This window comes from Reticulibacter mediterranei (genome assembly GCF_016587455.1).
Map to the genome: position 1 here is coordinate 5,539,780 of NZ_BNJK01000001.1, position 19,765 is coordinate 5,559,544.

General features: G+C 51.5%; 20 protein-coding genes. 9 read left to right on the forward strand and 11 right to left on the reverse strand.

The window, feature by feature from the left end:
* Window positions 1–74 precede the first annotated feature (74 nt).
* From K3T83_RS23845 to K3T83_RS23855, 3 genes are all read left to right on the forward strand, one after another.
* Window positions 75–356 (forward strand): alpha/beta hydrolase, encoded by a 282-nt coding sequence (locus tag K3T83_RS23845; protein WP_220205425.1) that lies wholly within the window; start codon window positions 75–77, stop codon window positions 354–356.
* Entirely contained in the window at window positions 353–811 is a 459-nt protein-coding gene (locus K3T83_RS23850) for an alpha/beta hydrolase (protein ID WP_220205426.1), read from the forward strand. The genes K3T83_RS23845 and K3T83_RS23850 overlap by 4 nt, the downstream gene beginning before the upstream one ends.
* Before the next feature lie 163 nt (window positions 812–974).
* Complete coding sequence (locus tag K3T83_RS23855; RefSeq protein ID WP_220205427.1) at window positions 975–1,724, forward strand: hypothetical protein; 750 nt, start codon at window positions 975–977, stop codon at window positions 1,722–1,724.
* Between the two features lie 53 nt (window positions 1,725–1,777).
* Here the strand turns inward: K3T83_RS23855 and K3T83_RS23860 are convergent, their stop codons facing one another.
* The 3 genes from K3T83_RS23860 to K3T83_RS23870 form a co-directional block, all read right to left on the reverse strand.
* Complete coding sequence (locus tag K3T83_RS23860) at window positions 1,778–2,464, reverse strand: HAD family hydrolase (protein WP_220205428.1); 687 nt, start codon at window positions 2,462–2,464, stop codon at window positions 1,778–1,780.
* Between the two features lie 98 nt (window positions 2,465–2,562).
* Window positions 2,563–2,886: a hypothetical protein gene (locus K3T83_RS23865; RefSeq protein WP_220205429.1), complete on the reverse strand. Its 324-nt coding sequence runs from the start codon at window positions 2,884–2,886 to the stop codon at window positions 2,563–2,565.
* A complete protein-coding gene (locus tag K3T83_RS23870; protein WP_220205430.1) occupies window positions 2,876–3,262 on the reverse strand; it encodes a helix-turn-helix domain-containing protein in 387 nt (128 codons plus the stop codon). The genes K3T83_RS23865 and K3T83_RS23870 overlap by 11 nt, the downstream gene beginning before the upstream one ends.
* 150 nt (window positions 3,263–3,412) lie before the next feature.
* On the opposite strand from K3T83_RS23870, the gene K3T83_RS23875 reads away from it, so the two are divergent.
* The gene (locus tag K3T83_RS23875; RefSeq protein WP_220205431.1) at window positions 3,413–4,378 is read left to right on the forward strand and encodes a DMT family transporter; all 966 of its coding nucleotides are present in this window, start codon (window positions 3,413–3,415) and stop codon (window positions 4,376–4,378) included.
* A gap of 2 nt (window positions 4,379–4,380) precedes the next feature.
* On the opposite strand, the gene K3T83_RS23880 is transcribed toward K3T83_RS23875, so the two are convergent.
* From K3T83_RS23880 to K3T83_RS23900, 5 genes are all read right to left on the reverse strand, one after another.
* The gene (locus tag K3T83_RS23880; RefSeq protein WP_220205432.1) at window positions 4,381–5,019 is read right to left on the reverse strand and encodes an RNA polymerase sigma factor; all 639 of its coding nucleotides are present in this window, start codon (window positions 5,017–5,019) and stop codon (window positions 4,381–4,383) included.
* Between the two features lie 318 nt (window positions 5,020–5,337).
* Window positions 5,338–6,282, reverse strand: coding sequence for a Rieske (2Fe-2S) protein (locus K3T83_RS23885; RefSeq protein WP_220205433.1), 945 nt, complete (start codon window positions 6,280–6,282; stop codon window positions 5,338–5,340).
* A gap of 23 nt (window positions 6,283–6,305) precedes the next feature.
* Window positions 6,306–7,238, reverse strand: a complete 933-nt coding sequence (locus K3T83_RS23890) for a class I SAM-dependent methyltransferase (protein WP_220205434.1) — start codon at window positions 7,236–7,238, stop codon at window positions 6,306–6,308.
* Between the two features lie 146 nt (window positions 7,239–7,384).
* Complete coding sequence (locus K3T83_RS23895; protein WP_220205435.1) at window positions 7,385–7,792, reverse strand: response regulator transcription factor; 408 nt, start codon at window positions 7,790–7,792, stop codon at window positions 7,385–7,387.
* Window positions 7,793–8,084: 292 nt separating this feature from the next.
* Entirely contained in the window at window positions 8,085–9,914 is a 1,830-nt protein-coding gene (locus tag K3T83_RS23900; protein WP_220205436.1) for a protein kinase domain-containing protein, read from the reverse strand.
* Window positions 9,915–10,234: 320 nt separating this feature from the next.
* Here K3T83_RS23900 and K3T83_RS23905 point away from each other — a divergent pair, with 320 nt between their 5' ends.
* The 4 genes from K3T83_RS23905 (at window position 10,235) to map (ending at window position 13,693) form a co-directional block, all read left to right on the forward strand.
* Complete coding sequence (locus tag K3T83_RS23905; RefSeq protein WP_220205437.1) at window positions 10,235–10,696, forward strand: GyrI-like domain-containing protein; 462 nt, start codon at window positions 10,235–10,237, stop codon at window positions 10,694–10,696.
* Window positions 10,697–10,977: 281 nt separating this feature from the next.
* Complete coding sequence (locus tag K3T83_RS23910) at window positions 10,978–11,502, forward strand: pentapeptide repeat-containing protein (protein ID WP_220205438.1); 525 nt, start codon at window positions 10,978–10,980, stop codon at window positions 11,500–11,502.
* Window positions 11,503–11,777: 275 nt separating this feature from the next.
* Entirely contained in the window at window positions 11,778–12,725 is a 948-nt protein-coding gene (locus tag K3T83_RS23915) for a hypothetical protein (protein ID WP_220205439.1), read from the forward strand.
* Window positions 12,726–12,904: 179 nt separating this feature from the next.
* Complete coding sequence (gene map, locus K3T83_RS23920; RefSeq protein WP_220205440.1) at window positions 12,905–13,693, forward strand: type I methionyl aminopeptidase; 789 nt, start codon at window positions 12,905–12,907, stop codon at window positions 13,691–13,693.
* A gap of 62 nt (window positions 13,694–13,755) precedes the next feature.
* On the opposite strand, the gene K3T83_RS23925 is transcribed toward map, so the two are convergent.
* The gene (locus K3T83_RS23925) at window positions 13,756–14,544 is read right to left on the reverse strand and encodes an NAD-dependent epimerase/dehydratase family protein (RefSeq protein ID WP_220205441.1); all 789 of its coding nucleotides are present in this window, start codon (window positions 14,542–14,544) and stop codon (window positions 13,756–13,758) included.
* A 487-nt stretch (window positions 14,545–15,031) separates the two neighbouring features.
* On the opposite strand from K3T83_RS23925, the gene K3T83_RS23930 reads away from it, so the two are divergent.
* A complete protein-coding gene (locus tag K3T83_RS23930; RefSeq protein WP_220205442.1) occupies window positions 15,032–16,828 on the forward strand; it encodes a hypothetical protein in 1,797 nt (598 codons plus the stop codon).
* A gap of 112 nt (window positions 16,829–16,940) precedes the next feature.
* Here the strand turns inward: K3T83_RS23930 and K3T83_RS23935 are convergent, their stop codons facing one another.
* The gene (locus tag K3T83_RS23935; protein ID WP_220205443.1) at window positions 16,941–19,028 is read right to left on the reverse strand and encodes a chloride channel protein; all 2,088 of its coding nucleotides are present in this window, start codon (window positions 19,026–19,028) and stop codon (window positions 16,941–16,943) included.
* Window positions 19,029–19,107: 79 nt separating this feature from the next.
* Window positions 19,108–19,716 carry a TetR/AcrR family transcriptional regulator gene (locus K3T83_RS23940; protein ID WP_220205444.1) on the reverse strand — a complete coding sequence of 203 codons (609 nt, stop codon included), beginning with the start codon at window positions 19,714–19,716 and terminating at the stop codon, window positions 19,108–19,110.
* Window positions 19,717–19,765: the final 49 nt, after the last annotated feature.

The following is a 19,765-nucleotide window of genomic DNA, read 5'->3' on the forward strand; positions in this document are numbered from 1 at the left end:
CTGTGTGAGATCCCAGCATAGATCAAATATCCAGTGGCGAGAAAGGAGTGGCGGCACCGTGCCGTCCTATTTTTATGAGCATTGCAACTGTCCAGTTTGAGAGTGAAATTCTTGAGCGTAAGATCATGTATAACGCGTTGTTGCCCGATAGTGGCGAGGGACCGTTTCCGGTGATGTTGCTGTTGCACGGCTATGGTGATAATTATAACTCCTGGTTGCAGCAGACGAAGGTGGCCGTCTATGCTCGCAACAGGCCGATGATCGTTATTCTCCCCGATGGCAGCAATACGTTTTATCTCAATCTTGCGACCCCCAATTCGGTGCAGCCAGCTTTTCATCAATGGGGGCGCAGATGATGGAGGATTTCATTATTGAGGATCTGCGCGACCATGTGAATAGAACGTTTCATGCGAAGGCTGGACGCTGGGCGATTGGTGGCAACTCGATGGGGGGCTATGGAGCAATGCGTCTGGGCTGCAAATATCCTGAGCTGTTTTCCTCCATCTGGGCGCATTCTGGCGTCTATCACCAGCGCGACGAGCTGATTGGTGTGTGCCCTGATCCCGCTGAGGCAGACATTTATCGCATCACAGAGGAGTTAGCAGAGTCTGAGCACAAAGTTGAGATTGCTTTTGATTGTGGGATGGAGGATTACTTGCTGGAGCATAACCGCCGATTACATACACATATGGAGCAGGTTGGTTTGACTCATCTCTATGTTGAATATCCGGGCGATCATTCCTGGAACTACTGGGATGAGCATCTTCAGGAGGCTCTGGATCAGCATTCGCGTGTGTTTGCACGCGAATAATTGTTCGATGGGGCGAGGCGCATGATGTTGAGTTGAAACTGCCTGCGTATATTCTCCGTGCTTTATATAAGTAACGCGAGAAAGCTATGACGTGTAGAACGATATAAATCTACAACGTAAAGGTTGCTTGTTGTTGTGCATAAGCGATAAATGGAGGGAATATATGGCAAAGATCAGCGTACTCAGCCGGTCGAACAGTGATAAGGCGAAAGACACAAAGAACAAAGCCGTAGATGTAGCGAAGTCAACGTATGCAAGCGCGAAGGATACGGCGCAGTCAACGTATGCAAACACAAAGGATGTGGTACAGGATCGCGTCAAAATGGGCATCACCAAAACTCAGGCGGCGATTCTGGCAGGTCTGGCTCTGGCGCAGGGATTGATGAAATATAACCAGAAGCGCTCAAAAAAGGATCTCAAGCGCGTCCGTAAGAACGCTCGCAAGAGTCTGCGCAATGCTCAGGATACGGTGCAGGATACTCTGAAGCCAACCTGGGATGCCACACAAGCAGTCTTACAAACGGGAGTCAGCGTGGCACAGGATACGCTGGCCAAAAGCGCAAAGCAAGCCCAGAAGAATTTGAAAAAGGCTCAGAAGAACCTTCAGGGTGTGCAGGACACGGTTGGAACTGGTCTGGGCAAGACGCAAGATCTGTTTGGTCAGGGCACAAAGAAGGCCAGTCAGAGCTTGCAGCAGGTGGCATCCAGCGCTGCAAGTGCGAAAGGTGCCGTGCAGGAGCAGTATGCTAGCTATCAGCGCAAACGTCAGCAGGCGCGCACACTGTTCCGCTGGGGGCTGGTTGTTGGCTTTGTGCTGGCGCTTCTCTATACACCCTATCCTGGTTCCGAGGTACGTAGTCGCTTGATGACGCAGTGGGAGCATCTCCGCTCTTACTTTGCTTCACCGCAATAAATGCTCGCTAAAAAGCGGGATGGAGGCATGATTGCCTTCCATCCCGCTTTTTTCTATTTGAACGAAGCAACATCTTGAGCCAGCGGAGACCGATCATAGTGAGCGAGCAGGTCGGCGGGATCGTTGTAAATGGCAAGTGCTCCGTGCAGATCGTTGTCGCTCCAGCCGCCGCAGCGCAGGGCAATCGTCGGGACGTTCACTTTTGCTGCCGCCTCGATATCATAGGCTGTATCGCCTAGCATGACCGTCTGTGAAGCAGGACAACCAAGACGTTGCAGCGCTGCATGCATGATATCGGGATCAGGTTTGGAGCGTGGTGCATCCTTCGATGATGTTTCCTGTTTGAAGAGATCGGATGCGTTGGGGCTGATAACCTGTAACAGCTTGCTTAATTCGTCCTGTTCGGCTGAGGTCGCAATGACAAGTGTCAAACCAGCATCCCGCATGCGTTCAAGCAGATCGGTTGTATGGGGAAACGGCTTGAGGGTTGGCAGGTATTGCTGCATAAAAATCTGCTTGCGCCGCTGGCTGATCTTTTTTCCTTCATCGCTATCTTTTGCAATTCCCAACATTTCCGGCAACACCTTATCGCCGCCCATGCCGATCAATGGACGTACTTTATCAAAGGGAACTTGATGGCCGTTTTCCGCCATTGCTTGAGCCCAGGAGTGGGCATGGGCATCATTACTATCGACCAGCGTTCCATCAACATCAAGGATAACTCCACGAATATGCGTCACGATAGCGTCCTCATCTTTCGTTATGCTCTATTGTTTTTGCAAGGATATAATGGTAGCACGGAATATCGCGCTAGAAAGATACGCAGCAATGGCATACATTACGTTTGTGAAGCACCCCATGCAGGAATGCAGGGGCTTCTACAGGATGGGTTCCTTTCCACACAAGGAGACCGGCTCCTGTGGGACACTTCCTGCCCCAAGATGTTTGTTCTGGCGATAGCGAGGGCTTTCTTGGCCCGGTGGCGGCGGTGAATCGTGCGATGGGCGGCAATCGTGTTTTCTTCTTCTCGCAGGTGCCGAGGATGCTCGATGGCCTCGCCCGTCGAGAGCATCGCGAAGACTTTGACCCCCAGATCAACGCCCACCTCTTGCTCAGAGGGATGAAAGGTCAGAGATGCATCATGCAGGTATTTACAGGTCACGATGGCATACCATTGCTCGCCCTCCCTTTTGTGTGTGCAAGTTTTGATCTTCCCTATCAAGCCGCTTCAACACATCTTGAAGCACCTGGCTATGGAGACCTTGATACTCTTCTCGCAATTGCTTGATGGCGGGTAACTGATCGGCTTGCATACGATAGGAGACGGAGATGCTGCACATGCGATAGACTTCTCGACGTTCTTCAATCGCAGCGTTATAGAGTTCTTTACAGCGGCGCAGCATCCATTCGAGCTTGCCCACCTGCTTTTGTGTCGGATACAGCCTGAACTTATAGGCTTTGCACCGTAGATTGGGGTCTTTGGGTTCGCGTACCTTCTTCTCTTTTTTCGGTTGTGTTGGATCTTGTGTCCCAGCCACCTGTTCCTCCTGCCTGCATCACTCCTCTCCTATTCTAGAGTGCGGGGATGGTTTTGTCAATCGAAATCTATCACTGTATCCGCTTCTCCCCTCCGAACAAGAAACGCGCCTCATATCCCCATACATGAATGCAGAGGTTTTACGGCGCGAATGGATAAATTGCTAGATAGCGAGTTTTTGATCCGACCGTATCATATAGGTATGATTAAATTTTGGGCCACTACGAAGATAGATATACGTGCGATCATCGCTCTCCTGTTTGTGGTGATCTGCTGGGGATTGTTGCCGGTTGCTACGCGCTACCTTCTGGCTTATCTCGATCCTTTGCGCCTCCTGGTCTATCGTTTCTCGCTGGCCTCGCTCCTGTTTGTGCCCATATTGTTGCGGGTCAGACATCAGCACTGGCCGCTGCGTGATCTAATACGAGCCGGAGCATGCGGCCTTGCGAGCATTGTTGGCTACAATGTCACCGTTACATACGGCATTCGCTGGTTGCCAGCAGGCATTGCCGGGATGATCATTGCGACGGAGCCGATCTGGATTGCTCTCTTCTCGATTGTCGTGTTTCGCGAGCGTCCGCGTCCAACGGTATTGATCGGCTGGTGCGTTGCTGCTGTGGGCGTGCTGGTTTTGTTGCGATGGAGTACTACGCTCTCTACAACATTCGAGGATGAGGCGTGGGCTGGTGCAGGTTTGACGTTATTAGCGGCTATGATGTGGGCGGGTTATACATTGGGTGTACGCTCCCTGAGCCGCAGATATGGAGCGCTGACCTGTACAAGCATGACAACGATATTTGGAGTGTTGCCTCTGTTGCTGTGGAGCAGTGTTCAGCCCCCCTTCGCAGGTGTAATCGAGCTTCCCCCTGTGGGTTGGGTCGCTTTTCTGCTCCTGGCTGTGGGCAGCACCATATTCGCCAATATTTTGTGGAATTATGGTGTCGCACGTATGCCAGGTACGCAGGCAGGACTCTTTCTATTTCTGATCCCTTTTACGAGTGTCCTGGGAGGCAGTATCTTTCTGCACGAGCTTATCACCCCGGTTACTATCGTCAGTGGCCTGCTTATCCTCTCGGGCGTAGGTATAGCTCAACTGAACGTTCTATCGTCTTCATAGCTCTACGATATATAAACGGCCTGTAATTGTGGAGTCAATGACTTGCGCAAGAGCATTTTCGCCCGATGGAAGTAGGTTTTTGCCGTCGCCTCCGGCATGCAGAGCGTCTTGCCAATTTCAGAGAAGCTTAATTGTGAGATATAGCGCAACAACACAACGGCACGAAACTTTGGTGGGAGCGACTGAATGGCCTTCTGCAAGACCTGTTGTAGGTCATGCCGCTCTGCCATATCCTCTGGTAGCGGGCTAGTGTCTGGAATGTCGTTGAGAAACGAGATGCTTTCGCCTTCGCTTTCTTCTGATTCCAGTTGCGAAAATTGAATGGCATAGCGACGGCGGCGGCGTAGCTCATCGACACAACAATTACGGGCAACCTGAAACAACCAGGGCTTGAAAGGATCGCTCGTTCCCAGTTTGGGGAGCGAGGTATAGAACCTGAGAAATACTTGCTGTAAAACGTCACAAGCCTGGTCGTAGTCGCCGAGGAAGTGGCAAATAAAATTGAACAGCGGAGTGCTGTAGCGTTGAACCATTATCTCAAATGCTCGCTGATCGCCAGCAAGTGTTTGTTGTGCAAGTAGTGCATCAGTGGAGTCAATAGAGGGAACTTTTTTCTGTTGTTCAAAATCTTGAATTTGCACGAGAAGCCTCCTCGTTTACGTGAATAAGGTGAAGCATTGAAAATGGCGAATATTGTATGTGTTTTTTTAATCCTCTCTCTAATAATCAGGGTATCTCTTTATAGTAAGAATTTCAATGGAATTTTCTATGGGAAAACCCTTCCGTAAGCACTTATAATCAGAAACTAAACTGATAGAGGTGAATCTTATAAATTTCTTATTTTTATACTTTTCAGGCTCTTCTATTTCTTATCTTTTCTTACAGGAAGTGGAAAATTGTAAAAGGTGGATAGACACGATATATCGTGTCTATCCACAGAGAAGAGAGAAAGAGAAGAATTACGCGTGTTCGAGGCGGCGCAGCTCGATTTTCCCGTTGCGGGTTCGTATGGCAAAGGTGGGTTGCGCGTAGACGGCCGGACTATTGGCAACGCTACCATCACACATATGAAAGCCCGAACCGTGCCAGGGGCAATAGACAACGCCATCCTCATACTTGCCCTCGTCCAGCGGCCCTCCCAGATGTGAACAGGTGGCGGCGATAGCATAAATGGAGCCGCCATCTTTGATGAGAACAGCGGGGATGCCAGCAACATCAACGCGTGTCAGCTTGCCCGGCTGTAAATCTTTTTCATCCATGACGGCCACAAAATCATCTGAACCACCTTCCCAGGCCACATGATTGACTCCCACGCCGGACGAAAGAGAGAGTTCACCGCCGAGGTAGGCGGAGTAGAGCGTCACGAGATAGGCACCAGTGGAGAGCGCGATGGCCGGGCGGCGCAGTCCTCCAAGACGCATGAGCGTGGAGGAGAGATTCATGATGGCAACGCTACCGTTGAGCAAGGCGTGGAGCATACCCGTTCTCTGCTCGGGCCCGTCTGTATCGACCCAGTTTGTGGCCCCGGTGACGGCGGAGGCACCCGCACCGGCAAGCCCCAACCACATCGTTCTATCGGCGTTGCGGGCCGTTCCCTCGTCTTCTTCAGAGAGCCAGGCCAGGTCTAGTAGCATCGTTGCCGTCCACGCTCCCAGCGGTATCGAGACGAGGACCGGGTGCAGCGTGTGTCCCAGCCAGACCCCATTCAGCGCATCTTTGATTTTATAGGGAAACTGACCAGGCTGTCCAAAGAGCTGTGAAATCCCGCGCTGCAACGGGTTCGAGAGCTTATCCAGCCAGGACATATGTGTGATTAGGTTTGCACTTGCCTTGCGTATCGGCGGATTATTAGGAGGAGTATCGACCCAGCTCTGTGGTTGAGTCGTCGTCACATCTGATGCCATAGGGTTCTTCCTTTCTATGTATGCTATACCTCAAGCCAGCAATAATCGCGTGGTGGATTGTTGCCAATAACTGAGAAGGGTACTTCCGAACGATGTTTTCTAAGAATGTAGCGAGCGACGGCTTGATTGTGGGCATAGAAACGACGTGCGCAATGCAATGCGCTGTTCAGAGAACGGAAATGGATCGACATCTCCTCTCGGATGGGCAGCACGATATGTTGAAAACCGCGCTCATGGAGCCATGCGAGATCTTCGCTGCGCGGCCAGATCAAAATAATCTTGCCACCCGGTCGCGTTACCCGTTTCATCTCAGCCAGCCCTGCCTCGCCTCCCTGAGCGGGATCAGTTGTAAATGCCGAACAGGAGAGTGTGGTATCAACGCTCCTGTCAGCCAGTGGCAGTGCCTCGAAACGTCCGGCAGCAAGCGCGAGCCGTCCTTCTGCCAGAGAGCGGGCCAGTTTTTGTTGTATGATGCGGCGCAATCCCGGTGATGGCTCAACGGCATAAAGGAAACGAGCGCCATAGCGTAAGCATTCGAGCGTTGCCCTTCCGGTGCCAGCTCCTACGTCCAGTACGCTCTTGCCGCGTATCTCACCCTCTAGATTTTGAAAGATGCCCGGATGCAGATGTTCACCCTCGACCAGCTCTTCATATAACTCGGGCGTTTTCCAGTAGGTTAATTCCCAGAAGAAACGATTCAGCACTTCTTGTTGAGCATCGGTGATTGCTGCGGCTGTTGGGGGGTGATTGTAAGCCTGCTTGAAGGGCGAACGTTGTTGTGGAGGAAGGGCATGCTGGACGCGTTTGATAAATAGCTCTGGTGCATTGTGCAGGCTATGAGCCAGTTGCTCGGTTGTCAGGCCAAAGCTACCATCAGCCAGCAACATATACAGGGTATTGTCGTCAAAGATCTGTAAATCCGTGATGTGAAACGGATTGGCAAAGAGCGCCTGCATAGAATGTCCTCCTCCTAAAGAGCATCCCGATAGTCTTTTGTTGAAGGCAAGCGCCTCAACATTCATCTACTGTCACGGTCCCCACGCGTGAAAAGTTTCCTTGCCGCGTTTGCCGTTGGATCAGTGGGAGGGAGATATGTTTGTTGCTAGCTTTGCCCGGTTAAAGCATTGCGTACTGCATCGATCAGGGCGTCCAGGTCAAATGGCTTGCTGAGATAGCCAATAGCTCCGATGTTGCGCGCTTTCTCGGCTGCTCGACCATCAGCGGTCATGGTGAGGATCATGATTGAATTGCCATAGGCGGATCGCAAGCCTGCTGCAACTCCATTGCCATCAATGATGGGCAGCCCCATATCAAGCAAGACAAGCGAGGGTTTTTGCTGTAATGCCTGATTGAGCGCCTCCTGCCCATCTCCTGCTGTCTCTACCGTAAATCCTTCATCTTCCAGCATCCATTGAATGGTTTGACGCAAATCGAGGTCATCCTCAACTACCAGCACCACTTTATCCATCAGAAGGACATCTTCTGGCATCGCAGTTGAACCTGTATTCATGAACCTTTCTTTCCACTTTCCTTGCGCACATTCAATTCACAGTATGTTGTTTCTCTATCGATAGCGGAGATTATCGATATTGTTCCTCCTCAGCGCAAAGCGATGGAGAAGAACGCACAAAACGGTATCTATTGTTGAACCGTATTTACACTATATAATATAAAGCGTGAGAAGGGAGCTGTCAATTGAGAAAAGAGCGCTTTATCTTATAATAAACGCTGAATATCCTTTTTCATCGCCTCATAGCTCTGATATCTGCCCCTGCTATCTTCTACCAGAGCACGACTGAGGGTCATTTCCAGGGCAGCTGAGACATTTGGGTTGAGCAAACGCACGGGGGATAGGTTGGATAATGGGGTGGCGCGGCGGCTGTCAGAGCATGATGCATGGTGGCAGCCAGGGCGTAGATGCAGGTGCGCTGGTCAAAGGGCTTATCCTGAATCGGCAGATAGGGCGAGACCACCAGCTTGCGTGTTGTACGGATTTTTCCGGCTGCGCGTGCTGCTCGCGCTGTGCCGGGTGGGGGCGCAATTTGAAAGCCGGTCAGCATTGGGCGATTGCGCTGATCGATAATGATATTGGCGGGCGAGATGTCGTAATGCCGCAACGGTGGCCGCTGCTGCTCCAGGGCGATGAGGACGTTCAGCAGCGTGTTGAGATACGAGATGACATCGTGTTCTCGCAACGGTCGCAGGAATTTCAGCAGCCGTTCCTCTATACTCTCGCCATCAACATAGGTCTGTACCATATAGTAATGACTGCCCTCTGCAAAGCGGTCCAGCACCTTTGGCACGAAGGGATGGTGAATGCGTGCCAGTGGCTCCGTTGCACGCTCGTAGTAGGCCACATCTTTTGCTCGCTGTACCAGCGGAATATCAGCGCACTCCCAGCGTTTCAGCACAACCTTTTGTCCATTGTGTTGTTCGTCGCTGGCAATCGCAGTCATAACATGCGACTCTTCGGACTGCTTCAGCACATGCTTGATGGTATAGCGTCCCTGGCGGATATTCACGCCGACGAGCGGGCTATGTACCACCATTGCGGAAGGAATGGAGAGGCGTCCACAGATTGAGCAACAGCGCTGTCCGAAACGAACTGGCGCATCGCAATAGGGACAACAGCGATCATCATTTTCAGCGCCACAGACCGAGCAGCGCTGGGCGCCCGTGCGATTCTGCTGACCGCAGCGTTGACACACGTAGCGCTGCAACGCCATTTGCACGGCGCTGGCATAGCTATCAGCAAACTGGTTGATGCTATGATAACGCTGGTGATAATCCTTCGACATGGCGCGCAGAAGGACCGCACTGACCTCCACCGGGATACGCGGGTTCCATTGCTGCGGCGTGGGTGGCATCTCCTTAAAATGGGCGTTCCACATCTCCTCTAGCCGCTGATAGACAAATGGCGTGCGCCCGGTCAACAGTTCGTAGCAGCAAATTGCCAGCGCGTATTGATCGGAATCTCGGCGTGGGTAGCCCTGCCATTGTTCGGGCGGCATATATGCAGCTGTTCCCGTGACCTCGCCGAGCGCGGCATGTGTCTGCATTCCCAGATAATATGCCGTCCCAAAGTCGGAGAGGAGCACCTGGCCATTGCGCCCGATCAATAAATTGCCCGGTTTCACGTCCTGATGCACCATACCGCTATTGTGCAGGTATTGCAGTGCATCAGCGGTTTGCTGGACATAAGCCACCAATTCTTCGGCAAAGGCCAGACGGCGTGAACCATCGGATTTGCGGTAGAGATCCAGAATGGTCTGGGGCGCATATTCCATCACGAAATATGGTTGCTCGCTCTCTTCCAGATAGCCAAAGTTATATATGGGCAAGACATTAGGGTGATGCAATGAGGCGATGCGGCGAGCTTCCTGGAAGAAACTGGCCTTCGCTTTCTCCGTAAACTGGTCCAGGCGCAGCACTTTGAGAGCCAGGATGCGGCTCAATGGCATCGGTTCGCGCACACGATAAACATAGCCATAGCTACCGAGACCGATAAAGGAGACGACTTCATAAATGCCGATATGTGCTCCCTGTACCAGAAAATCACAATATTTGCAGCAAACAGCGGTATCAGGGTTATCATGTCCTCCGTTGGCGCGAGGATTCAGGCAGCGTGCCAAACGATCTATCCTACCTCTTCTGGTTGAAATGCGACTGGTTCTCTAAACACCATGCAACCATTCTTCATAACATGTACGATATAGTCGGGTGCCGGGTTACGTAGGGCGAGCGATGCATGAGATAGCCTATTGATTGTACACGAGAAAGAGGGAAGGGGCAAGGATGAACCTATTTAGCTACAAGCGCCGGAAATTTGCCCTGATGCGTTAAGATAGAGGCTCACCTTATCAATGCGAAATGGCTGGAACACCTTTTCCATTTTCTAATGGAGAATGAAGAATAGCACAGATAGATATTTTTCTGCAAGGAAGGCACTTCTATGCTCTATACACTGGACACCCGCACTATTTTGCCGCGCGCGATGGCCTATATTCGCGCCTTCTGCACTCCCGACACCTTTCCCTCGCTGCTGGCACAGACCCGACTTGAACTGCTTTCACACCTGAGCACACAGGGTGTAGGCACCAGTGGTCCGACATTTGTACGCTACTACCAGATTGATGAGCAGCAGCTCGATGTTGAAGTTGGCGTCCTGCTGGCCCAACCGATAGATGAAACCGACACGATTCATATTGGAGAACTGCCCGGCGGACTGGTCGCGCTGGCCCGGCATATTGGCCCATATAGCGAACTGGGCAAGCTGTATGTTGCGATGCAAGACTGGGTTGAGCAGCAGGGGTATGTGCTCGCTGGTGCTCCCTGGGAGATCTACTGGACAGACCCACAGGATGAAGCCTCTTCAGGCCGCTGGAAAGCTGATGTGATCTGGCCTGTGAAGTAATGGGAGTTCTGGTTGACCTTTGAAACAGAGGGGCTTTTTCAACCGTTACGATGGTTGTGTTAACAAAATGAGATAGAACCAATCCCAATAGATAACCTGGATTTAAGACTTTTCTAACACTTTTCTAACAAAGCTCTGCTATCTTTATAGTGGTGCCACAAAAGTACAACATGGTACGGGCGCTGACGCAAAGATGCGCGCTTTTCAATGAAGGGCAATAGCTGTAGGGTTTTTGATAGAAAAACGGTGTTGGAAGAATAGAGTAGAAAGTAGATGCAGTAATGGCAAATCAATATCATCTTTCGCTGCTTCAGCGTGGAGCAGGGATCTGGAATAGATGGCGACACACGCATCCACAAACCCGCTGCAATCTTGGGCGAGCAAATCTGTCCCAGGCCGATCTGAGCGGATGGGATTTGAGCGCGATCAACTTGCAGAAGGCAGACCTGAAAGAGGCCAATTTGTGTGAGGCCAACTTGAGTGGCACCACTCTGAACGAGGCCATTCTGGTCTGGTCCTATTTGAGCCGGGCAGATCTGAGCGATGCTGATTTGAGCAAAGCAGATCTGAGCGGTACTGACTTGAGCGATGCTTCGTTGTGCAGGGCAAATCTGCGCGAGGCCAGTCTGACCGGAGCCTATCTCAACGGCACCGATCTGCGCGGGGCTGATCTGAGTGGAGCCAACCTGAATGGGGCCGTTCTCGTCAAAGTCAATCTCGATGGCGTGAATCTTGATGGAGCCTCGTTGAAGGGGGTGCGCCTCATCGAAACGAAGTTGGCTCCTGCACTCGCAGTGAGCAGATAATGCAACCCTTTTCCTTTAGACAAGAGAGTAGATGCTACTCGGCCGAACGTTGAGATGCATTCTCTTTGTAAATAGATAGAGATGGTCGTGTATATTCCCCGTTGCCCTCGATGGCGAGGGCAACGGGCCTTTTCTTTTTGGCAAGGTTAACAAACAATACTTTCTTCCTATAAAAATCCGCTATTTTTGTGCAGAATCGCATCATTGCTTGACACCACTGGCCCCTTCCCTATACAAAGAGATGAGGTTCAATATTTCTATCAAGAGAATTACAGATGAGAAGAGTAAAAATTGCCAGTATCGCAGGTGCTATAATCTCTCTGCTTGTATTCCTATTTGTCATGGATAAGATCAGTTGGGCAGCTCCTAACTCATCATTACCTGCGAAACTCCCGACTTCATCACCGTCTGTGAACGCAACAATGACGCCATCCCCATCCGCGACCCCTGCGCAGTCGCTTGCCTTGAATATTATGCCGCACGTGATGCCCACGCCAACAGCCAAACAGACCAAAGCGACTGCCACGCCAATCGCGACGTTTAATCCGGCTGTGCCCACCCCAACACCCAAAGCGGCTACGGCCTCTGGAGGCGATCGCTATTTCCCGGCTGGTACGTCGGTGGATGCCATAAAATCTGGCTCTAAGAGTATATCGAGACAGCAGGTAAAGCTTTTAATCGAGAGCCAGGTCGATAAAAATTGGAGCGTGATTCAGGACAGAACGGGATTTACGACGATAGAGAAAGCCTATGCCTTCTTCCTGGGCTTCTCAACTCGCGAGGCGACTCTGCAAGTAGTGCTGGAGACCGGCGATGGTCCGAGTCACTCTTATGGTCCTTTGCAAACAGCCGAGCCTGCATATGTGAACGACAAGAATTACGCGCCAGAAAAAGATGTCCCTGAGATGACGCAATACGATCTGACGGACCAGAATTTCTATGATCCTGGGGTCGCCGTACATAGCGGGATTCGCCACTTCCTGCACTTCGCGACCCAGGCGAAAAAAGCTGGCTATACAGGCAAAGAGCTGCTCAGACATGCATTGATCGGCTTCAATTCTGGATCGATAGAATCCAATGATCCACAATGGATGAAGGAGTATGCTGACGAGATCGGGGCGCTCTCTGGTTGGTATTTACAGGGCCACCTGACCGATGCCGCCTATACCTATACTGGTAGCACGTCGGGGGTTGACCGCAACAATCCCTGGGGCTGGTATTAGTGTTTCATTTGGAGTGTCGATATAACAAAACATTAGCGCTTTATAGCCTTCCATTGTTGGCATAAATAGATGCATTGTATTGACATGTCACTACGATGATGTTAGAATTACTCTTAACCGTTCCTGCCCAGGGATGGTAAGAGTAATTTATTTATGCTGTATTGCGAGGGAAAAAATACATGGCTGTTATGTTGAAATCATTGCAGGAAATCTCGCGGCTTCGTCAGGCTGGTCGTATTGTAGCGGAAACGTATGAGGCATTGCGTCCTTATGTTGTACCAGGCATGAATACGGTAGAGCTAGATAAGATTGCGGAAGACTTCATTCGCTCAAAAGGAGCAACCCCGGTTTACAAAGGATATGGCGCTCGCCCGGCCAGATCAGGTTATCCTGCTATACCTGCATTCCCTGCGACTATTTGCGTTGCTATTAACGATGTTATTTGTCACGGCTTCCCTGGCGCTCAACAGTATCTTCAGGAGGGAGATATTATTGGTATTGACGTTGGAGTGCGCTATAACGGCTGGGTTGGCGATTCGTGTGTGACGTTCGCGGTTGGAGAAGTTGATAGCGAGGCGTGTGCGTTGCTAGATGCCGCAAAGCGATGTATGGAGCTGGGCATTGAACAGGCGCGTTCCGGCAATCGTTTGGGTGATATTGGAGCTGCTATTCAGATGTACGCCGAATCGCATGGCTTTTCGACCGTCCGTGAACTTTGCGGGCATGGTGTTGGTCGATCAATCCATGAAGACCCAACTTACTCACACGTTGGCCCCGCTAAAATTGGCCTGAAGCTACGTCCTGGCATGGTTTTTACTGTTGAGCCAATGCTTAATGCTGGTAAGCCTGATATTCGTGTTCATGCTGACCAGTGGACCGTGAGTACTGCTGACGGGTCGCGTTCTGCTCAATTTGAACACACTATCGCGATCACTGATGGCGAACCAGAAATTTTAACGCAACTTTGAGGCTCCTCTGGCAATCTACGCTGGTTGCCAGAGAAAATTGAGGGATGAAGTGGCGGATCAGATTAGCTTTCTGGAGGTGTCCATGTTCCCTCGCGGAGCTGAGCCAATCGCTCGTCGATGCTATCCTGTGGCTCGTATCCTATGATTTCCCGTGCATGTTCCAGATCATAAAAATGGTGGGGATTGTTCGAGATGCCGTAGAAAATATCGTACGTGATATGATCGGCTTGCAATGACTTCTCGATAAGCTGTACCATATCGCGATGACTGAGCCAGATTGAGCAGAGGCGCTCGAACGATTCATGTCTCCATCCTTCGCGCACATGGTCAACCTTATTAATCATGCCGATACGCAAACAAATCACATGCAGGTTATGGTGGTCGGCATAATATCTGCCCAGATCCTCGCCGAAACATTTACTGACCCCGTAGAAGCTGTCTGGTTTGACCGGCACCTTATGGTCCAGGTAGGGCTGGCCTGTCAGGTAAATATCTGGCGCGTTTTCCAGGTCGTAGGTTCCAACCGCATGATTAGAACTGGCGAAAATGACCTGCTTGACACCGGCCCGCTGTGCCGCCTCGTACACAGTATATGTCCCGATAATGTTGTTTTGCAGTACATCTTCCCAGGGGGAGAGAAACGACGCGCTGGCCGCCATATGCACAATGCTGTCCACTCCCCGACAGGCTGCAACCATCGCGTCCATATCTCTGATATCGGCCACAACGGTCTCTACACCTTCTATTGGATGGTGCGCAAGTGAGCGTATCTGGTACTCATTAGCAAGTGACTCGCGTAAGAGCGAGCCAATCAATCCACCCGCTCCTGTAATCAGGACTGTCTTTTTCAAATATGCCTCCCAGAAGATATTAGAAGCTCTCATATCCAGATAGTAGCACATATTGAGGGAAGGAGTCATCGGAATGGTATAGATATTTTTATACATGCATAAAAATGAAGAAATAGGTAAAAAATACATGAATTTGGGTAAATCAGTATTCTCATGCTGCTGTGTAGAGCAGGGCTTTCCAGTTCTCCGCTCAAAGGGGTGCAGGGTCTCCCTGCCGGGGTCTGGGGTGTCCCCAGTTTCCTTCCCTCCTTCGCGCGCCGCCGCAGGCGGCGCGCAAAAGAGAAGAAAAAAGGTTTTTTGCGGGGACACCCTGCACCCCGGCAAAGGGCTGCCGCCCTCTGCACTCCCGCTAGATGGGAGAATTGGAAAGCCCTGCTGTGTAGAGGTGATGGCTAGCAATATAATTGCAATGATGGTATAGTGTCTTCAGAGGGAACTAGAGAACGCTCTGTATTTTGATACATCATTGTACTCAGGGAAGCGTATTATGATTTTTTCTGTACATCGTGTGCTTATAAGATGGTTATTTCGTATCCGGCATGCCGTTCGTCGCCTGGCGATGCCCCAACTCATCGTTGCGTCGTTGTTAATTGGTACAAGTTTTTTGACATTGTCGGGCGATATTGCACCGTTACCAGCTCTGGCAGCTCCCCATACCTCGCAACCAGCCTTCTCAACCACATCAGGATCAGTTGCCAATTCTGTGTCAACGGTGACGATTGCGCAGGGAACCGCATCAACAACGTCGTCTACGGGCAATATTCCGATCATTTCAACTGGTCAGCCGTTGTTATCGATCACTCCTTCGCCCGGCATCACTCCGCTGATACCGCCAACCAGCACAACTCAGACGACTCCAGCCACAACGCCGGTTTCAACGGCAACACCAACTGGTAGTACACAGACCGGAGCGACACCTCTCGCTACGACAGCTACTACCTCGCCGTTGATCTTTGGAACTAATCTGAGCCTGTTTGATGCGCACGATCAGGTGCTCACCTCTGCACCTACACGTACGCTGCTCACGCAGATGCGCATGCCGATTATTCGTATGCCGTTGCGGTCCAGTCTGTCGGATGCTGTAGAGGTGCAGGCAGTGCAGGCGATTAAGCAGATCGGAGCCACTCCGCTGGTTATTTTGCGTGGCGTGGTCGATTCTAACGTACTGGCGGACGATACGCGTGCAATTAACTATATCAACACCGTTTTCGGTAATAGTACTGTCTATTATGAATATGGGAATGAGGAAGACCTCGCAGGCGTTAAGGTCAGCCAGTATGTTGTTTCGTGGAACAGTGTGATACCACAGTTGCAGCGACTCGCGCCCAATGCTCGCTTTATTGGCCCGGTCAACTTCCAGTATGATGCTAACTATTTGCGAGCTTTTTTGCAGGAAGCCAATCCGCGTCCAGCTGCCGTGAGCTGGCATGAATACACCTGTGATGTGTCGTGGACCCAGGATGTGTGTATTTCGCATATCGATAACTGGACGAAGCATGTGAGCGATGCGCGTGCAGTGATGAACGCGACAATTAGAACCACGCTCCCGATCATGATTACCGAATGGAACTATGCTCCCAACGCGAACGCCAATGATGGCAAGAATAATGATCGGGCTTTTATGACTACCTGGACCACAAGGGCGCTGCAAACGCTGGCAGCCAATAATATCTATGCCGCTATGCAATATTCCGTGACCAACACTGCGATTCCGTTGGTCGACAGTAACAGCGCTATAACGGCTCAAGGATCAGTATTTCAGGCGTTGTATCACCAACTCATGACACAAGGCAATATGACAACACCAACGCCGTTGCCAACAACTGCTGTAACGCCAACAACTGTTCCAACGGCAACACCAACATCTTTGCCAACGGCAACTCCTACGGCGAATCCCTCGCCAACACCAACGCCAGCCCCAGCTATGACACCTTCACCAACGCCTTTGCCTGTTGTGACTCCTACGCCCACCGCGACAGCAACAGCCATACCTTCACCGACAGCGACGCCCTCGCCCACAGCAACACCTACTCATGCTGCCACACCTACAGCAACAGCGTCGCCAGAGGCCACACCATCGCCTGACGAGACACCATCATCGACGGAGACAGCCACACCTTCGCCAACTGTGACGCCAGAGCCTACTGCATCGCCAACGACGACACCAGCAGGGACGGTTACACCAACACCAACAAAGACAAGTGGGACGATTGGCACACCGACGGCGACACCACTGCCTGGAACGCCAACCCCCAGTACTTCGCAAGTACTCAATGTATTGTAAAAACGGGCATTAATTAATTGGAGATGTGGGGAATAAGCACTGAATGGGGTTGACAGCGCTATTGTAAGCGTGTCAACCCCATTCTGATAGAGTTTGAAAGGATGGATAATGTTTATACAGCGCTGGCTACATTGCGAGTTGCCAGATACTTCTGCAAAGCTGTTTCTCCCTGAGGGCTGACGAGAAACGTGACCATATCGCCTGGAAGAATAACGGTGCTACCGCGTGGGAAGAGCAGTTCCTCTTGTCGGCGAATAGAGATTACCAGACATTCTGCTGGTAAGTGAGCCTCTCGCAATGGCCGCTCAACCAGCGGCATACCAGCCTCCACCTTCGTTTCGATCATCACCGTTCCCACAACCAGACCACGCATACGGCGATCATCTTTGGCCAGCGTCGCACGATAGGCATGCACGATATCAACCGCATTGAGGACACCAATAACTTTTTGTCCACCAGACGCTGCCGCAACGTCTATGATCGGCATCCAACTCACGCGATGACTTGTTAATAGTTCCAGTGCCTCATCCAGTGTTGCATCGGGATATGCGGTTAGCACATCACGTGTCATGACTGCCTGCACGAATCGTTGTGATCGTTCGACCAGTGAGATACGCTGGATATCGGCCTGGGTGATGACGCCAAGCAGGTTATTATGCGCATCGACAACCACTGCCCCGCTTTCATTGCGTTCTGCGAGCATCTGCTCAGCCTCCGCAATAGTTTGCAGTGGCGAAAGATGAAAGGTGAGCGGCGTCATTGCCTGTTGAATTGCCAGGGTTGAAAGCAGGGGAAATGAGAGCTGCAAACGATGTGCCGGTGAGTCGGCACGCGTTGGGAGCTGACTTTGATAGATCGTTGCCTGGCCGACAATAATAGTGGCAATGCCGACAGCAATCATAGCCGGAGCCAGCATTGAAAGGCTCCCGGTCATTTCTGCCACCATCAACATCACCGCCAGTGGTGCATGTGCTATACCTCCAAAGAGCGCCATCATGCCGACGATAACGAATGGACCCGGCGTGTCAGGAATTCCAGGCAAGACATGATAACAGAGCCGCCAGACGACTGCGCCAACCATGCCACCAATCACCATGCCAGGCCCGAAAATGCCGCCTGATCCGCCTGATCCAACTGTTAGTCCCGTTGTGAGGATTTTTGCGAACGGCAGCAGCAGGATTACCCAGATCGGCAAAGATAACAGTCCTGGTCCCATGCTGACCTGCACCCATCCATAGCCCATGCCGATTGCCTGGGGCAACACTAGCCCAATCAGTCCGACGAGCAATCCACCGATGCCCGGTTTCAGCCACTTAGGAAGAGGGAGGCGATGGAAGATATGAGTGATCCCATAAAAGCCGGTCGAGTAGAGGCGTCCAATCAGACCGCATAGGAGACCGAGCAGCACGTAATAGAGTAGTTGCGGTGGCGAGGTGAAGGCGAGATTGGACGGCGTTGCAAAGATAGGACTCCAACCCGACCACGCTCCAAAGACGCTATAGCCAATGATCGAGGCAATCAGCGCCGGTACAATAGCCTCGATCTCCAGGTCGTCCCGATAGAGGATTTCGGCAGCCAGGATTGCGCCCCCCAATGGCGCGCGAAAGATGGCACCAATGCCTGCTCCCATGCCTGTAGCCAGTGCGATGCGGCGATCCTGCACATCCAGTTTCAGCCATGTTGCCAGCAGCGAACCAAATCCAGCACTGATTTGAGCAGCCGGTCCTTCGCGTCCCGCCGAGCCGCCGCTGCCGATGGTGATAGCAGAAGCGACCAGCTTGATGAGCGGAATACGTGCTCGCACAGCTTTCCCTTGATGGAAGGCGGCAATGGCAGCATCGGTGCCGTGCCCCTCTGCTTCTGGGGCCAGGCTGAACACGATCATGCCTGAGAGCAGCCCGCCAAGGGTGGTTACTATGGGCAACAGCCAGGGGCGTACCGCCGACCAGAACGCCATGATTCCGTGCTCCCCTTCGCCAGCTGGATCGGGCGGAAAATAACCAACCAGACGCCCCAAAAAGATCTCTGTAGCGAAATGGATTGCAGCGTAGAACACAACTGCTCCAATCCCTGCGACCAGTCCTATTAATGTGCTGATGAGCAACCATTTCAGCAAGTAGCGTGGACTCTCGAAGCTGCGTTTGGTGCGCTGCATATGAAAAAGACGACGTATCAGAAGAAGAAGGTCTGCCGATGTCATACAACGTTACTCCTCGCTGCTCAACTCAAGATAATGAGTGGGCAGACAGTCAAAAAAGAAAGAAAAAAAGAGAAATTATTCATGATACTGGGGTGCTCAGACCATGTAGGATCAGTTGGACGACACGTCGAGCCTGCTGATTGATCTCCTGCTCTGTTTGCCCAAGCACTCTAGCGGAAAGCACATATGACTCTGTAAGCGAGAGGACCATTAATGCTGCAGCTTCGATATCATCGCAGTGTAACTCACCGTTTGTTTGTCCTTCCTCTAGTATCAGAGCAATGATGGCAATATAGTCGCGCATGAGCCTGGTTGCCTCGTCTTTAAAGGCACGATTGACGCCATAGAGTGCGCTCATGTAGACATTGAAGCTGTCACTCTCCTCAAATGCCAGTCGTACGAAGGCGCGAAAAAGATGTTCCAGTCGTTTTTGTAGATTATCTGTGGCAGCCAGTGTGCTGCGAATGGCGGCTATATGCTCCTGGGCGATAAAGCGCAACATGGACAGAAAGAGATCACGCTTATTTTCAAAATACAGGTAGATTGTGCCTTTGCCAATTCCGGCCTGTTCTGCAATGGTATTGATATTGGCGGCGTCAAATCCCAGGCGGGCGAATTCGCTCGCGGCTTCACGGATAATGCGGCGGCGCGTGGCTTCACGCATCCGCTCATCGACGATCTTTGGCATTCTCTTCCAATATCCTCCCCTGTTTTTACTGGGCACCCGGTCATTTTTT

Excerpts from the sequence above, each read along its gene's own strand:
- K3T83_RS23845 (WP_220205425.1), top strand. The coding sequence starts at position 75 with ATGAGCATTGCAACTGTCCAGTTTGAGAGTGAAATTCTTGAGCGTAAG.
- K3T83_RS23850 (WP_220205426.1), top strand. The coding sequence starts at position 353 with ATGATGGAGGATTTCATTATTGAGGATCTGCGCGACCATGTGAATAGA.
- K3T83_RS23855 (WP_220205427.1), top strand. The coding sequence starts at position 975 with ATGGCAAAGATCAGCGTACTCAGCCGGTCGAACAGTGATAAGGCGAAA.
- K3T83_RS23875 (WP_220205431.1), top strand. The coding sequence starts at position 3,413 with ATGGATAAATTGCTAGATAGCGAGTTTTTGATCCGACCGTATCATATA.
- K3T83_RS23885 (WP_220205433.1), bottom strand. The coding sequence starts at position 6,282 with ATGGCATCAGATGTGACGACGACTCAACCACAGAGCTGGGTCGATACT.
- K3T83_RS23890 (WP_220205434.1), bottom strand. The coding sequence starts at position 7,238 with ATGCAGGCGCTCTTTGCCAATCCGTTTCACATCACGGATTTACAGATC.
- K3T83_RS23895 (WP_220205435.1), bottom strand. The coding sequence starts at position 7,792 with ATGAATACAGGTTCAACTGCGATGCCAGAAGATGTCCTTCTGATGGAT.
- K3T83_RS23905 (WP_220205437.1), top strand. The coding sequence starts at position 10,235 with ATGCTCTATACACTGGACACCCGCACTATTTTGCCGCGCGCGATGGCC.
- K3T83_RS23910 (WP_220205438.1), top strand. The coding sequence starts at position 10,978 with ATGGCAAATCAATATCATCTTTCGCTGCTTCAGCGTGGAGCAGGGATC.
- K3T83_RS23915 (WP_220205439.1), top strand. The coding sequence starts at position 11,778 with ATGAGAAGAGTAAAAATTGCCAGTATCGCAGGTGCTATAATCTCTCTG.
- map (WP_220205440.1), top strand. The coding sequence starts at position 12,905 with ATGGCTGTTATGTTGAAATCATTGCAGGAAATCTCGCGGCTTCGTCAG.
- K3T83_RS23930 (WP_220205442.1), top strand. The coding sequence starts at position 15,032 with ATGATTTTTTCTGTACATCGTGTGCTTATAAGATGGTTATTTCGTATC.
- K3T83_RS23935 (WP_220205443.1), bottom strand. The coding sequence starts at position 19,028 with ATGACATCGGCAGACCTTCTTCTTCTGATACGTCGTCTTTTTCATATG.
- K3T83_RS23940 (WP_220205444.1), bottom strand. The coding sequence starts at position 19,716 with ATGCCAAAGATCGTCGATGAGCGGATGCGTGAAGCCACGCGCCGCCGC.